The organism is Sphingobium scionense (genome assembly GCF_014197035.1).
Lineage (GTDB): Bacteria > Pseudomonadota > Alphaproteobacteria > Sphingomonadales > Sphingomonadaceae > Sphingobium > Sphingobium scionense.
Genome location: NZ_JACIEU010000056.1, coordinates 1 through 13,986 on the forward strand (window position 1 = coordinate 1; position 13,986 = coordinate 13,986).

The following is a 13,986-nucleotide window of genomic DNA, read 5'->3' on the forward strand; positions in this document are numbered from 1 at the left end:
ATGCTTGAACTCTTCTGTATGCTTGATCATCTCGTCGGTCTCCTGTTGCGAGCTCTAATCGCTCAGGTGACCGGCGCAAATCCGTTACAAGTCCACCCCCGAGGATTTCGACCTCCAGGCGGGCATCCAAGCGCTGCGAGCCATCGACGGGGTCAGCGACGTCCACCACGTCCATGCTTGGAGCCTCGCCTCAGGCAAGAACGTGCTGTCGGGCCACATCATTGTGCGAGACTTCAGCTCCGATGGAGAGCGAGTTCTGAGCCAAGCCGGGGAGCTGCTGAAGCGAGATCATGACATCTACTTCTCCACCTTGCAGGTGGAGAGCCAGCGAGCCTCGGTCGAGGAAGGCGCTGAGGAGATCGACGTCTCGCAAACCACATAGCTTAACGCCGGTGCGAACGAGGCGTCGCCAAAAGCCCGGGAGCTCAGGGCGACGCCCGCAGCAGCTATCCTTTGCGCGTCCCGCCGAACGAGAGCAACGCAATCAGAGCAAAAGCGCCGAAGCACACTGCCAGGAACACGATCGAGAACCAGCCGAGCGCATGATGATCGAACCAGCCGAGCACCAGTCCGACGACCATGACAATGGCGGCTCCAACTACCAGCCACATCGCGACGTCGCCGAGGCCTCGCCGCGCTTTCGGTGGGGTCAGATCACCTCCGTGTCCGATCTCCTGCTCGTCCCTCGGGACAGGAAACGGATGCCCTGACTGGTCAAGTCTGTACTTCATCGGGTGTCCTCTCTCTTGATGAGGACGACTTGATGCGGCTTGCCACCGTTGGAGGGTCAAGAGGTGTCGCGGGCGGCTATGGCCACAGTCCGGCATGGCGCTGCAGCAGCGGTTTCGCCGAAACCTCAGACGCGCCTCTTTTGAGCTTGACCTTCCCACGATTGGAAGCCGGATAAGCTCAGCGAATCATTCACAAAGGAGATTCGCCGACCGACCTCAGGACCAGCTTCGACGACCCCAGGGTCGCTGCTGGACTACGCGTAGTTTTCGGTCGTCGCTTATATCAGACGATGCATTTTGAGCACCTCTCCAACGTAGAAAGAACATGGCAGGTCAGCCGCCGAGGCTTCATGCTTGGCGCGACCGCTACCGCAGCAGCGGCCGTCACGGGCTGCTCCCGGGTCGCCGCTCGGGCGGGCGATATCCAGCTGGCCGCCAAGGCGGGTCGCGCTCGCTTGCTGTCCGACTCGACCGTGAGCACCGCCGTATTCGGCTACGGCGGTCAGGTACCCGGGCGAGAGCTCCGGCTTCGCCAGGGCGATCGGCTAAGGGTCAGCGTCAAAAACGAGCTCCAGGAGGAAACGACCGTACACTGGCACGGCATTCGCCTGCCAAACGCGATGGACGGAGTTCCCCACCTTACTCAGAAGCCGATCAAGCCGGGGGAGACTTTCCTCTACGACTTTGTTGCGCCCGATGCTGGCACCTACTGGTACCACCCTCACCATAACAGCTCACAGCAAGTCGGACGCGGCCTCTATGGCCCTCTCATCGTAGAAGAAGCCGAGCCCATCAAGGTGGACCGGGATATCACCTGGCTCCTCGGCGATTGGCGCCTTCTCGAGGATGGGCAGATCAGCGATGACTTCGGCAACATGCATGACAGCATGCACGCCGGCCGCGTTGGCAATACGATCACCATCAACGGACGCGCTCCGCAGCCTCTCGCGGTCCGAACGGGCGAGCGCGTCAGGCTGCGGCTGATCAACGCAGCAAACGCCCGCATCTTCGGCCTGAAGTTTGCGGGCCACAGCCCCAAGATTGTCGCTCTGGACGGGCAACCGGTCACCCCTCATGAGCCGAGCGGATCGGTTCTCGTTGGTCCAGCCATGCGGGTCGATCTCATCATCGACATGGTCGGCGACCCAAGCTTGAAGTTCGCTGTGGAAGACACCTTCTACAAGGGTCTCGAGTACACGCTCACGACCTTGGAGTACGGCCCCAATCCGCTGCGGCAGGCCCTACTCACGACGCCCATCGCATTGCCTCCCAATCGCATCGCCGAGCCGCACCTGAGAGCGGCAACGCGCCACGAGATCACCTTCAGCGGCGGCATGGGCGGCGGAATGGGAATGATGGGCGGCGGCATGATGGGCGGCGGCATGGGCATGATGGGAGGCATGAGCTGGGCCATCAACGGCGTCTCGGCGACGAGCCATACTCATGAGCCGATGCTCACGTTCGCCAGGGGGAAAACCGTCGTTCTCAACCTCAACAACGACACGGCCTGGTGGCACCCGATCCACCTCCACGGCCACAGCTTCCGCGTCATCTCGCGGAATGGAAAACCTACGGCTCACCGCGAGTGGCAAGACACCGTGCTCATGCCGCCGCGCGAGACGGCGGAAATCGCATTCGTTGCCGACAACCCTGGCGACTGGATGTTCCACTGCCACGTCCTCGAACACCAGGCCGCCGGCATGATGGCGAACCTGCGCGTCGCCTGAACACACTGCAGGAGATACTCGTATGCGTAAGATCATCAAATCCGCCATGTTCGGGCTGGGCTTGGCGCTAACCGCCCCAGCCGTGGCAGCCGGCGGGGCGAAGCCCGTGGCGGTCCTCTACAAGAACCCGCAATGCGATTGCTGCGAGACGTACGCCAAATATCTCCGCGTCCACGGCTATGAGGTGAAGGTCCAAGCCACCCACGACCTGCCGCTCATCAAAAAGAAGCACGGGATCCCCACCGCCCTCGAAGGCTGCCACACCACCTTGGTAGGCGGCTACGTCGTCGAGGGCCATGTTCCCGTGAAAAGCTTGAACAAGCTTCTCGCGCAACGGCCCAAGATCACTGGCATCTCGCTGCCCGGCATGCCGACCGGCTCCCCTGGGATGATGGGCCCGAAGACCAAGCCATTCAAAGTCTTCGCCTTCAACAAGGCGGGCCGGTCAGCCGTCTACTCGGTTGAATAGGGCGGACCTACTCGCGGCCTCTCGGCTCCGGGGCTCTGCGGACCGTCACCCACGACGTTCAGCAACCCCGGGGCAAGCGGGGCCCGCTACTCAGAAGAATGCCGTCACGGAGAGACGATGCTGACGCTCGACACCAAGAACTTTCCGGAGGGGCCGGAGCGCTACGCGGTCCCTGCTGATCGCTCCTTCATCTTCGCTACGGGCATCGAGAACAGCTATCCGACGATCCGGGGGCGCGACGGCGCCACAGTCCGTGTCGACCAGATGGCCAAGAGCGGCCACTACGACCGGTGGCGGGAGGACTTCGGGCTCGTCCGAGAGCTCGACATCGAATATCTGCGCTATGGTCCCCCATATCACCTGACCCACCTAGGGCCGGGTCGCTATGACTGGTCGTTCGCCGACGAGACGTTCGCCGAGTTGAGGCGGCTCGGCATCACCCCGATCGTCGACCTCTGTCACTTCGGTGTGCCGGACTGGATTGGCGACTTCCAGAACAAGGAATGGCCTGAACTCTTCGCCGAGTATGCGGCAGCCTTTGCTGCCCGCTTCCCCTGGGTCAGGCTCTATACCCCGGTGAACGAAATCTTTATCGCCGCGACCTTCTCGGCGCAGATCGGATGGTGGAACGAGCGATTGGCATCCGACGCCGCTTTCGTGACCGCACTCAGGAACCTCGTCAAAGCAAACCTCCTAGCCGAAGGAGCCATCCTGCGGACGCGGCAGCAGACTGGAACGCTCTTCATCCAGAGCGAGTCCACCGAATACTTCCACGCAGAGTGCCCGGCCGCCGAGGAGCGGGCCAGCTTCTACAATGAGAAGAGGTTCCTCTCGCTGGACCTCTGCTACGGTCACGACGTCAGCGCCAGGATGTACCGCTATCTGACCGACAGCGGTCTCGCCCCGCAGGAATATGACTGGTTCATGCACTGGGGGCAGCGGATCAAGCCCCACTGCATCATGGGGAACGACTACTATCTTACGAACGAGCACATGGTGCCGGCCCAAGAGGACGGTCCGATCACGGCCTCAGGCGAGATCTTCGGCTATTACGTCATCACCAAACAGTATTTTGATCGCTTCCACCTTCCCGTCATGCACACCGAGACGAACCTCGCCGATGCGGAGCGGGCGCCCGGCTGGCTCGCCAAGGAATGGGCGAACATGGTCCAGCTGCGGCGCGATGGCGTGCCGATCATCGGCTTCACATGGTACAGCCTGACGGATCAGATCGACTGGGACACCGCTCTTCGCGAAGAGAACGGCAACGTGAACCCGCTCGGTCTCTTCGACCTCGACCGCCGCATCCGCCCAGTCGGAGAAGCCTACCGAAAACTGGTCTCCCAGTGGCGAGGCATGCTGCCCGCCGAGAGCATCTGTCTGCACCATGGCTGACTCGATCTCGCCGCTTAGCGCCGTAGCGCCTATCCCTTTGCAGGAGAAACCAGTGACCATCCACCACGGCATCATCGATGCTATCGGCAACACGCCTCTGATCAGGCTCGACCGCGTTTCGGAGCTCACGGGCTGCGAAATCTTGGGCAAAGCCGAGTTCATGAACCCCGGCCAGTCCGTAAAGGACAGGGCCGCCTTATTCATCATCCGCGACGCGGAGCGTAGCGGAAAGCTCCGGCCGGGCGGCATTATAGTCGAAGGAACGGCCGGCAACACCGGCATCGGCTTAACCCTCGTTGCCAATGCGCTCGGCTACCGCACCGTTATCGTCATCCCCGAAACGCAGAGCCAGGAGAAAAAGGACATGCTCCGCCTCTCCGGCGCACATCTCGTTGAGGTGCCGGCAGTGCCGAACCGCAACGAGAACAACTACGTGCATGTGTCGGCCCGCTTGGCTGCCGAGCTGGCGGAGCTCAGCCCGAACGGCGCGGTTTGGGCGAACCAGTTCGACAATGTCGCCAATCGGCAAGCTCACGTCGAGACCACCGGACCAGAAATCTGGCAGCAGACCGGCGGCAAGGTAGACGGTTTCGTCAGCGCCGTCGGCACGGGCGGCACTCTTGCCGGCGTCAGCATCGCTCTCAAAGAGCGGAACCCGCACATCGCCATCGCACTAGCTGACCCACCCGGCGCTGCCCTCTTCAGCTACTATACGAGCGGAGAACTTCGGTCCGAAGGATCGTCCATCACAGAAGGAATCGGTCAGGGCCGGGTGACTGCTAACCTTGACGGCTTCACGCCCGATTTCTCGTTCCACATAGCGGACGACGAAGCCATCCCTATGGTCTTCGACCTCCTGGAGCACGAGGGTCTCTGTGTCGGCCCCTCTTCTGGCGTCAATGTCGCCGGCGCGGCGCGGCTCGCGGGGCAGCTCGGACCCGGCCACACGATCGTGACCGTCCTCTGCGACTACGGCACTCGGTATCAGTCCAAGCTCTTCAATCCAGACTTCCTGCGTTCGAAGGGCCTGCCCGTGCCCCAGTGGATCGAGGGTTCCAATCCGCTCGTCCACCAAGCCCTGAGCCGGTGCTGGGCACCGCAAGCGGCGCCGCCAGCGCTTTGAGCATCGTCCCTCCAGATTGATCCCCTTCCCCCTCCCTCTCAACAACCAAGGAGACACAACATGACCATCCAGCTCGGCGACATCGCCCCCGACTTCGAAGCTGACACCACAGAGGGCCGGATCCGCTTTCATGATTGGATCGAAGGCTCCTGGGCGGTCCTCTTCTCTCACCCGAAGGACTTCACTCCGGTCTGCACCACTGAGCTTGGCGCGGTGGCCAAGCTCAAGCCCGAATTCGATCGCCGAGGCACGAAGGTGATCGGGCTCTCCGTTGATCCCGTCGATGATCACCGGGCCTGGGCGGGCGACATCGAGGAGACGCAAGGGACTGCGCTCAACTTCCCGCTTATCGCTGATCCTGAGCGTAAGATCGCCGGCCTTTATGGAATGATCCACCCGAACGCCAACGACACGCTGACGGTCCGGTCGGTCTATGTCATCGGCCCTGACAAGAAGCTGAAGCTCACCCTCACCTACCCGGCGAGCACCGGCCGCAACTTCGAAGAGATCCTCCGCGTCATCGACTCGCTGCAGCTCACCGCCAATCACAGCGTCGCGACGCCGGCCGACTGGAAGAGCGGCGAGGACGTCATCATTGTCCCCTCGCTCAGCGATGAGCAGGCGCGGGAGAAGTTCCCCGGAGGCTGGAAGACGCTGAAACCATATCTGCGCGTCGTGCCCGAGCCGCAGAAGGCGGGATGATATCCGCTCAAGGGGAGACGGATTGAAGGAATGAAAAGCAGGCGAAGTGGCGGGGGAAGTCGAGCGTACCGCACGGCCTGCGATAATATAGCCGAGCGAGCTGAGCCGCCCAGTGACTGCTCACGGACAGGCGCCGCAAGGCGTCCTGGTCGTGCCGCCCGGCGGGTGTTTCCTAAATGCCCACACCCGTCGGGCGCGTCTCTGGTCGTGAGCTCGCGCAGGCTTGCAACCGTTCCCCGCGCCCCCTTCCTTCTGACCCGGAACCATTCAAGCCGAGCCGTCGATTCGCTCGTCAGCCAAACACCCCGATCTCGGCTTGACCTTGCCACGGTGGGAAGGAGTAAAGCCATCCTCCCGGTTTTGCCGTGGGATGTCGTTACAACCAATCTCAGGAGATCCTCGTGAACATCGGCCAGGCCTCAGCCGCTTCGGGCGTCTCAACGAAGATGATCCGCTACTATGAGCGGACCGGCCTCATCAAATCCGCCGATCGATCCGCAGCGGGCTACCGCGTCTACACCAAGAGCGACGTTCACACGCTCCAGTTCATCCGTCGCGCACGCGACCTCGGCTTCTCCGTGGCACAAATCGAAGATCTCCTGCCCCTCTGGAACAACCGAGAGCGGGCAAGCCACGACGTCAAGGTACTCGCCATGGAGCATGTCGAGCAGCTCTGCGCCAAAGTAGCGGAGATGGAGGCGATGATCGCCACGCTGAAGCACCTCGCGGAGAACTGCACCGACGACGATCGGCCCGATTGCCCAATCCTCAAGGATCTCGCTGAGGGCCGCCACGGGGAATGCGCCTCGCCGCCCGAAAATCGCTTCGGCGTAGCAAGGGTCGGGTGAGCGCCAGCCATGCTCTTCCGCCAGCTCTATGAACCCGAGTCCTCCACCTATACGTACCTCATCGGGTGCGAGGAAACCGGAGAATGCGTCCTTATCGATCCAGTGCTGGAGGCGGCGGAGCGCGACCTGACGGTCGTCCAAGAGCTGGACCTCCGCTTGGCAATGACGATCGAGACCCACATCCATGCTGACCACGTCAGCTCCGCCGCTCGCTTGCGCTCACTTACCGGCTGCAAAGTCGCCTATCCCGCCATGGAGGGCCTCGCCTGTGCGGATATCGGCATCAAAGAAGGAGAGCCGGTCGCTGTGGGGAGCCTATCGCTACGGCCGCTCTTCACACCAGGGCACACCGACACACATCATAGCTACCTGCTCGAGCAGGGCGGTCAGGCACGGGTCTTTACGGGCGACGCCCTGCTCATCGACGGGTGCGGTCGCACGGACTTCCAGAATGGCAGCGCGGACATCCTTTACGGCTCGATCCACAGCAAGATTTTCGCCCTTCCCGACGACACCCTCGTCTACCCGGCTCACGACTATCAGCACCGTCATGTCTCCACAGTGGCTCAAGAGCGGGAGCGGAATCCCCGGCTGGGAGGCGGCAAGACGCTGCCGGAGTTCGTCGAAATCATGGCGAGCCTCGACCTGCCCTATCCAAAGAAGATCGATACAGCGGTCCCTGCTAATCTTCTTTGCGGTGAGAGCCCTGATGGCACCGCTTGGGTCGAGGGCAAGGCAAAGCAGGGATAGCAGGTCGCCTGCTTGCTGCATCGGCCAGGCGAGCCCAAGCGCGGAATTGCCGCTCGTAACATCTCACTAGATCAGGGATACTCATGCGACCCTCCCGTAAGCGAAAGCTGCTTCTCTGGGCGTTGGTAGCGCTCCTGCTCCTCGTGATCGCCGGCTCGATCGAATACCGCTACCGCTTCAGAGACTCCTTCTATCGAAGCCTCACAGCCGACCCTTACGTGCCTTGCCCTGAGGGAACTCGGCCGGTGCCGGAGCAGCGGCATATATGTGAGCGCGTTGGCCCCAAGCTAAAGCTGTAGCCCCTAGGTGCTGACCGTACTCGTACGTCGGCGAACGGGCGCCTAAGGCGAGGCCGCCTCGTTTGATCCGGAACGAGGCGAGGCGCTGCGGTTATGGAAGTGCATGGCCCGGTTCGCCTGAGACTGTCGCTTGAGCCAGCGGGATGGGACCGCGTCCTCCGCCACGCTGCGGCGCCGCCGCTGGACCAAATGTGCGACTCCAATCCCGCCGCCGATCAATGCGGCTCCTCCGAGAGCCAATTTCAGCCAGGTGTTGCGCACCATCTCAGGCCCTCCGTCCCGCATCCCCTGCACCAGGCGCAGGCGAGAAATACTTCTCGTATTTACCCGCTTCTCCATTCCTCTCATCCGCATCCGCCGGCGGCACCCCCTTCCGGGTGATGTTCGGCCATTGCGGAGCATAGGTGGCGTTCAACTCGCGCCAGAAATCGATGCCTGCCTCCGTGTCAGGCAGGATTGCCTCGGCCGGGCACTCGGGCTCGCAAACGCCGCAGTCGATGCACTCGTCCGGATTGATGGCGAGCATCGCCTCGCCTTCGTAAAAGCAGTCGACGGGGCACACTTCCACGCAATCCATATATTTGCACCGGATGCAGTTCTCCGTGACGACATAAGTCATGGAGCTACCGACGCTTGAGCGGTCGGTTGGTTCACCTCGTTTGCCCCGCGAGCTCCCAATCGACGGCGACTCAACACGTGACGAAGGTCAATGGGGATCATTGGACACAGAGCCTGATCACCGCGTTTCATTTTGCGGTCTACAGCCCCTTGACCTTCCCATGGTGGGAAGCCGCATCTCGTGTCTCAGACACCAAGGATCATCAAATGGCCGATCATAGCTGCTGCTCTTCCAACACTGCGACTCCCTCGCGAGACACAGCTCTTCACGAGGTGAAGGATCCAGTCTGTGGGATGACCGTCGACCCGGCAACGGCCAAGCACCAGCATGAGCTCGGCGAGACCAAATACTATTTCTGCAGCGCCGGCTGCAAAGCGAAGTTCGCCAGCAATCCGGACCGCTACCTCAATCCGGCCGGAACTGACCCTGCCGTGCTTCACCCGGCGATGGGCACGCTCCCGCAGGCTGCAGAAGGCAGCGTCTGGACCTGCCCAATGCATCCGGAGGTTCGTCGATCCGGTCCTGACAGCTGCCCGATTTGCGGCATGGCACTGGAACCCCTTGAGCCCACTTTGGACGAGGGCCCGAACCCTGAGCTGATTGACTTCACGCGCCGTTTCGCCGACCAGCGCCAGCTCGTCCGCGCCATGTCGCGCGACCGGGGCAAGGACATGGCCGGCGACTATGCGCGGCCCGAGCAGGACCAGGCCCGTGCGTTCGCCGATCGGCGCGAGATCCGGTTCCCGGAACTCGCGCGTCAGGTGGCGGAGAAGGTGCGCGACAAGGCCAGGGGCATGTTCGCCGGGTTCCGGCCGAAACCGACGTCGGAAAAAACGACGTCGCCGGAGCGCATCGCGGCCGATCGGCCGCTGGCGCCCTCGCAGGCCCGTGCGATCGAACGCTATGGGCGCGCCGCGGCCGATATAGGCCGGATGCGGGAGAAGGGGTTGCCGGTGCTGGCGCACCAGGAACAGGCGCTGGCGAAGGCGGGCGACGCGCTCGACCAGGTGCGACCGAATGGCGCGCGCGACCTCGCCAGCGCGATCGAGCGCGACCCCCAGCTCGCACGCGCCGCGGCCGAAGGGAACACGGGCGGCGCGGCGAAGGCGATGGAGGTAGAGCGCCAGGTCCGTATCGACCCGGAGAAGCGTGCGGGGCGCTTCGTGGAGCAGTGGCAGGACATGAAGGCGGCGCGGGCCAGTATGGAGCGCGCCGGCGACCGCGCGGGCGCGGAGAAGCTCGGCAAGCGCATGGAGAGCATCGCGGGCGGGTTGCATCGCGACCCGCAGCTCGAATCCGCCTTGAAGCGGCACGCGCCCGAGCTGGCGTTGAACATGGAGCGGGGCCGGTCGATCGGGCAGGAGCTGGCGCAGTCGGTCGGACAAGGCCGCGACCGCGATCGTGGCATGAGCCGGTAAGGGGGACGGGTGACGGACGAGGACGATCAGGGCGGAACCGACGCGGCCGAGGCGTTCGAGGCCATGCGTGGCGAGCTGGCGCTGTTGCGCCGCGCCGTGGAGGGTCTGGCGGCCGAGCGCGGCGCGATCGACGTTCCCGACTACACCGAGACGTTAGGGCGGATGCAGCAGGGCGTGGACGCCACGGCCGCCCGCGTCGCGCTCATCAACGACGTGATCGTGCGGAGTCCGGCGCTGGCGATGACGCCGGAGCAGATGGCGCAACGGATCGCCGCGGTGGGCAACGCCGCCCGGCGCGAGGATCAGGCGGCGCTCGCCAAGGCGGGCGAGGACAAGGCCCGCGTCATGGCCGAGCTTCGCGCCATCGCCGGGTCCGCATGGACACGCGCCGACCAGAGAAACCGGCAGCTATGGTTCGCCTTGGGCGGGGTAGCGGCCGGCATCCTCGCATGGGCGATCGTGCCGGGCCTCGTCGCGCGCGAGCTCGCGCCGGCGAGCTGGCGATGGCCCGAGCGCATGGCGGCGCGGACGCTTGACATGCCCCGTTGGGAGGCAGGTCAGCGGATGATGCAGAGCGCCGACGCCGCACAGTTCCGCGCGATCGTCGCGGCCGACAAGATCGTGACGGCCAATCGTGAAACGATCGAGGGTTGCAGCAAAGCGGCGAATCGGGCGCGTGCCACAGTGCGATGCACAATTAAGGTCGCCCCGTAGTGGCCGCGTATCTATTCCGCCAAGCAATTGACAATAGACAATCCGGCCCGGTCCTCACCGTGGCACGCTTGGGCGGGTCCAATTAGAGGTCGGCGCATGGCTTCACGATCAGGCAATCAATACTAAGCGTCGTTAACCATCTTCTAATGCTTACAGTGCGATCATACAGATGCGATAGAAGTCGCACCGGGGTGAATATGAGCAGCATCTCCATCAACGACGTTATGGCCCTGCGGAACGCCGTCCTCGACAAGAACGCGGCGCTTCGGAATATAGCGAGCAACCCGAATTCTGTCGCCGTTTCCGCGGCTGCGAGAGGAGCGGCTTTTGACGCAGCGATGAACACCGCGCTGGGAACGGTGGATAGCCCAAATTCCGTCTCAGGGGTGAGCGGAGCGGCGGGCGTGTCGCAGCCAGGACACGCGGAGCCAGGCGGCTTCGCCTCTACTTTTCAGACGCAGCTTCAAAAAATTAACGCGATCAATGCGCGCGCTGGTGCTTTGACGGTCGCCTACGAACGCGGGGACGAAACCGACATTGCGAAGGTAATGCTCGCGCGGCAGGAGTCCTCGATCGCATTCGAGGCAACGTTGCAAGTTCGTAATAAAGTGCTTTCGGCCTACAAGGACATCATGAGTATGCCGGTCTAGCGCAATCTGCCGAAAGCACATCGCCTTGTCGCTAATCCGGTGCTGCGAAAAACGTTCGCACGCCAGCCCCCGCCTGCGTCCGTCAGCTGCCCTTCGGTTTCCGAGCGCTGTTGTGCATGGACACGATCTTCCATCCTCCGTTCACCTTTTTCAGCACGCTTGTGGCGACGCCGAGTCTTTCGGCGGCCTCGCCGGTTCTTGGCTCGATTCGGTAACGGTAGGTCTCGGTCGCAAGGGCAACCGACCCTTCGAAGCGGACGTCGACCTTGTAGTCGGAGAAGCGGAACGATTTGAACTGCCGCAGCTCGGGACCAAGATGATGGGCGAGGTAGGTGGCGTAGGTTCCTTCAGGGCTTCCTGTCTCGAAGACCCGCGCGTCAATCGTAAACAGTTTTTCGGTTCCAGCGACGTCAAGCTTCTCGATCGCGTTTTTGTACCGTGAGAGCACAGCCTCCACGGCCCGTGTATCGGCATCGCGGGCGACCGGCTGAGCCCACGCCACAACAGGCACGGCGATCGACATGAGCATAATCGTTTTCACGCCGGTGTTCATTCATGATCTCCCAAATAGACTGTCCGGCTTTAGGCTATCACCGCTTGATGCGATATGGAGCAGCCGACTGACCGTCAGGTCGCGAAATGGTCGAGGCTACCGTGTACTAAATAGCCCTTAGCCAACTTTGGATGGCAAGCACGATGGTCACGGCTCACCATCAAACCGAGCATCCCCGCCGTTGTCACGTTATACCAAAAACTGAACAGATGCGGAACCTCGCGGTCCGGTATGCTGAATCAAGAAGCTCGACGGTCACCGGCCAGGGGCTTAGGTCTTGGTTCAGCGAATGGGGATCACACCGACAATATGGCCACGCAACCCGACCAAATTACTACCGGAGAGGATCACGGTGGCCTCGTTCGTCGTCTTATTGCCCGTTGGCGTGACGATCCTGGCGCAACCTACCGAAGCTGGTTTCTGTGGGACGAACGGTTGAAAAACTTCCGCTCGATCCGGCGTGGTATTGGCCAGGTCGTTGGTGAGATCGAGCGCGGCACGTTCGGCGTCGCCTACCGGGGATCGTCGCTCGAAACGGTCGTTCATTCCGTCGCCGAGCAGCGTCAAATTTTCAAAGGCGCTGACCATGCCTTTCTCTGGAAGCCGAAGCTCCGCATACCCGATATCTACGAAAACCCGGAGAACCAGCGGGCGTTCGGTCGCTTGCTCGACGCCTGTTCGTGTTGCGACACGGCCGAGGAAATTATTGGCCATATCCACACGATCGATCGCTTGAAGATCAAGGGGCTCGGGCCCGCGGTCGCCAACCTGCTCTATTTTCTTCACCCGACGCTGGTGCCGCCCTTCAACACCGCGATCGTCAAAGGCTACAACGCGCTGACCGGCTCGAAGGTGAAGCTCGGGAGCTGGGAGCATTTTCTGGCGATGCGGTCGGGTGTACTCGACTTGAACGATCGCCACCGCGACCTGCTATCGAACGACCTGGGTGCGATTGGCGGCTTGCTGTTCGACATCGGCTTCGATCGCTACCCGGCCCCTCCTCTCGATGTTAGCGGCGAGGCGCTGGCAAGTTGGGGACAACGGCTTGAGACGGCGCGCGAGGAGGCGCGCACGCTCAGCAAGGCGGCGCTACGCGAAGGCGAGAACGAGCGCACCCATACTGAAATCCAAGCATGGCTTCGCGATCTAGGACTCGCGCTCGGCTATGACGTGTGGATCGCCTCGAACGACCGCAGCCGTGCCTTCAATGGATCGCCGTTGGGACATGGGTGCCTTGAGCACCTGCCCGCCTCCATCGCAACCTCGAAGGGGGCGGATTCCATCCGTCTAATCGACGTGCTGTGGCTTGAGCGCGGCGGCGATCACGTCGCGGCAGCGTTCGAGGTCGAGCATTCGACGTCGATCTACTCGGGCATTGTGCGCATGCTCGACTTGGCGCTGAGCGGCAGCGCCCTCCACGCGACCGCAGGGCTGTTTCTGGTCGCACCCGACGCCCGCGAGGCGGATGTCCGCGCGCAGTTACAGCGTCCCGCGTTCAGCCGCGTCGCCGATCTCGACATATCGTATCTTCCCTACGGCGAGCTGGAGAGAAACCGCGAGGCAATCGCCAGGTTCGGATCGGGGCTTAAAGCGATCAAAGCCATCTCCAGCAAGCTGGCTTGATCGAGAGAGGTAAGGGGTACGCGCGCGCGCCGCGTATTTTCAAATGGGCGGGGGCTCAGCTGGAGATGAATGATGCATCAGATCGATCCCGAGATGAAGGCGTGCATGGACGCCTGCCACGAATGCCATGTCACCTGCCTCCACATGGCGATGAACCATTGCCTTGAGGCGGGAGGCCGACATGCCGAGCCGCAGCACATGAAGATCATGGCCGATTGTGCGCAGATTTGCGCGGTCGCGATCGACTTCATGGCGCGGAAATCTGAGCATCACCGGCATATCTGCCGCGAGTGCGCCGAGATTTGCCGGGCGTGCGCGTCGAGCTGCGAAGGGCTGGACGGCATGGAGGATTGCGTCGCCGCGTG

15 protein-coding genes and 1 pseudogene are annotated in these 13,986 nt (G+C 62.6%); 13 read left to right on the forward strand and 3 right to left on the reverse strand.

Annotation, left to right across the window (positions count from 1 at the left end; translation table 11 throughout):
* Positions 1 to 79: 79 nt before the first annotated feature.
* Complete coding sequence (locus GGQ90_RS30090) at positions 80 to 382, forward strand: cation transporter dimerization domain-containing protein (protein ID WP_446692646.1); 303 nt, start codon at positions 80 to 82, stop codon at positions 380 to 382.
* Between the two features lie 64 nt (positions 383 to 446).
* Here the strand turns inward: GGQ90_RS30090 and GGQ90_RS27810 are convergent, their stop codons facing one another.
* A complete protein-coding gene (locus GGQ90_RS27810; RefSeq protein ID WP_004212986.1) occupies positions 447 to 731 on the reverse strand; it encodes a hypothetical protein in 285 nt (94 codons plus the stop codon).
* 290 nt (positions 732 to 1,021) lie between these two features.
* On the opposite strand from GGQ90_RS27810, the gene GGQ90_RS27815 reads away from it, so the two are divergent.
* From GGQ90_RS27815 to GGQ90_RS27845, 7 genes are all read left to right on the forward strand, one after another.
* A complete protein-coding gene (locus GGQ90_RS27815) occupies positions 1,022 to 2,458 on the forward strand; it encodes a multicopper oxidase family protein (RefSeq protein WP_037491563.1) in 1,437 nt (478 codons plus the stop codon).
* 22 nt (positions 2,459 to 2,480) lie between these two features.
* Positions 2,481 to 2,927, forward strand: coding sequence for a DUF411 domain-containing protein (locus GGQ90_RS27820; protein ID WP_004212984.1), 447 nt, complete (start codon positions 2,481 to 2,483; stop codon positions 2,925 to 2,927).
* Between the two features lie 117 nt (positions 2,928 to 3,044).
* Positions 3,045 to 4,322: a family 1 glycosylhydrolase gene (locus GGQ90_RS27825; RefSeq protein ID WP_069320814.1), complete on the forward strand. Its 1,278-nt coding sequence runs from the start codon at positions 3,045 to 3,047 to the stop codon at positions 4,320 to 4,322.
* Between the two features lie 52 nt (positions 4,323 to 4,374).
* Positions 4,375 to 5,445: a cysteine synthase A gene (locus GGQ90_RS27830; protein ID WP_188084556.1), complete on the forward strand. Its 1,071-nt coding sequence runs from the start codon at positions 4,375 to 4,377 to the stop codon at positions 5,443 to 5,445.
* Positions 5,446 to 5,505: 60 nt separating this feature from the next.
* On the forward strand, positions 5,506 to 6,147 hold the full coding sequence (locus GGQ90_RS27835; protein ID WP_004212981.1) for a peroxiredoxin: 642 nt from the start codon (positions 5,506 to 5,508) through the stop codon (positions 6,145 to 6,147).
* 401 nt (positions 6,148 to 6,548) lie between these two features.
* Positions 6,549 to 6,995, forward strand: a complete 447-nt coding sequence (gene cueR / locus GGQ90_RS27840) for a Cu(I)-responsive transcriptional regulator (RefSeq protein WP_188084557.1) — start codon at positions 6,549 to 6,551, stop codon at positions 6,993 to 6,995.
* Positions 6,996 to 7,004: 9 nt separating this feature from the next.
* On the forward strand, positions 7,005 to 7,745 hold the full coding sequence (locus tag GGQ90_RS27845) for an MBL fold metallo-hydrolase (protein ID WP_069320813.1): 741 nt from the start codon (positions 7,005 to 7,007) through the stop codon (positions 7,743 to 7,745).
* A 564-nt stretch (positions 7,746 to 8,309) separates the two neighbouring features.
* On the opposite strand, the gene fdxA is transcribed toward GGQ90_RS27845, so the two are convergent.
* Positions 8,310 to 8,663 (reverse strand): ferredoxin FdxA, encoded by a 354-nt coding sequence (gene fdxA, locus GGQ90_RS27850; RefSeq protein WP_069319203.1) that lies wholly within the window; start codon positions 8,661 to 8,663, stop codon positions 8,310 to 8,312.
* Positions 8,664 to 8,869: 206 nt separating this feature from the next.
* On the opposite strand from fdxA, the pseudogene GGQ90_RS30095 reads away from it, so the two are divergent.
* The 3 genes and pseudogenes from GGQ90_RS30095 to fliE all read left to right on the forward strand — a co-directional run.
* A pseudogene (locus tag GGQ90_RS30095) lies at positions 8,870 to 9,283 on the forward strand (YHS domain-containing protein); the annotation flags it as partial.
* An 807-nt stretch (positions 9,284 to 10,090) separates the two neighbouring features.
* Positions 10,091 to 10,795 carry a DUF6118 family protein gene (locus GGQ90_RS27860; RefSeq protein ID WP_004212966.1) on the forward strand — a complete coding sequence of 235 codons (705 nt, stop codon included), beginning with the start codon at positions 10,091 to 10,093 and terminating at the stop codon, positions 10,793 to 10,795.
* A 197-nt stretch (positions 10,796 to 10,992) separates the two neighbouring features.
* The gene (gene fliE / locus GGQ90_RS27865; protein ID WP_037491557.1) at positions 10,993 to 11,445 is read left to right on the forward strand and encodes a flagellar hook-basal body complex protein FliE; all 453 of its coding nucleotides are present in this window, start codon (positions 10,993 to 10,995) and stop codon (positions 11,443 to 11,445) included.
* A gap of 82 nt (positions 11,446 to 11,527) precedes the next feature.
* Here the strand turns inward: fliE and GGQ90_RS27870 are convergent, their stop codons facing one another.
* Positions 11,528 to 11,998, reverse strand: coding sequence for a YybH family protein (locus tag GGQ90_RS27870; RefSeq protein WP_004212962.1), 471 nt, complete (start codon positions 11,996 to 11,998; stop codon positions 11,528 to 11,530).
* Positions 11,999 to 12,307: 309 nt separating this feature from the next.
* On the opposite strand from GGQ90_RS27870, the gene GGQ90_RS27875 reads away from it, so the two are divergent.
* Entirely contained in the window at positions 12,308 to 13,621 is a 1,314-nt protein-coding gene (locus tag GGQ90_RS27875) for a hypothetical protein (RefSeq protein ID WP_004212961.1), read from the forward strand.
* Positions 13,622 to 13,690: 69 nt separating this feature from the next.
* Positions 13,691 to 13,986: four-helix bundle copper-binding protein (locus GGQ90_RS27880; RefSeq protein ID WP_246428494.1), on the forward strand; the 296-nt coding region annotated here is incomplete at its 3' end.

Coding starts and splice junctions, on each gene's coding strand:
- GGQ90_RS27820 (WP_004212984.1), top strand. CDS start 2,481: ATGCGTAAGATCATCAAATCCGCCATGTTCGGGCTGGGCTTGGCGCTA.
- GGQ90_RS27810 (WP_004212986.1), bottom strand. CDS start 731: ATGAAGTACAGACTTGACCAGTCAGGGCATCCGTTTCCTGTCCCGAGG.
- GGQ90_RS27835 (WP_004212981.1), top strand. CDS start 5,506: ATGACCATCCAGCTCGGCGACATCGCCCCCGACTTCGAAGCTGACACC.
- GGQ90_RS27815 (WP_037491563.1), top strand. CDS start 1,022: ATGCATTTTGAGCACCTCTCCAACGTAGAAAGAACATGGCAGGTCAGC.
- GGQ90_RS27845 (WP_069320813.1), top strand. CDS start 7,005: ATGCTCTTCCGCCAGCTCTATGAACCCGAGTCCTCCACCTATACGTAC.
- GGQ90_RS27825 (WP_069320814.1), top strand. CDS start 3,045: ATGCTGACGCTCGACACCAAGAACTTTCCGGAGGGGCCGGAGCGCTAC.
- fdxA (WP_069319203.1), bottom strand. CDS start 8,663: ATGACTTATGTCGTCACGGAGAACTGCATCCGGTGCAAATATATGGAT.
- GGQ90_RS27875 (WP_004212961.1), top strand. CDS start 12,308: ATGGCCACGCAACCCGACCAAATTACTACCGGAGAGGATCACGGTGGC.
- GGQ90_RS27870 (WP_004212962.1), bottom strand. CDS start 11,998: ATGAACACCGGCGTGAAAACGATTATGCTCATGTCGATCGCCGTGCCT.
- fliE (WP_037491557.1), top strand. CDS start 10,993: ATGAGCAGCATCTCCATCAACGACGTTATGGCCCTGCGGAACGCCGTC.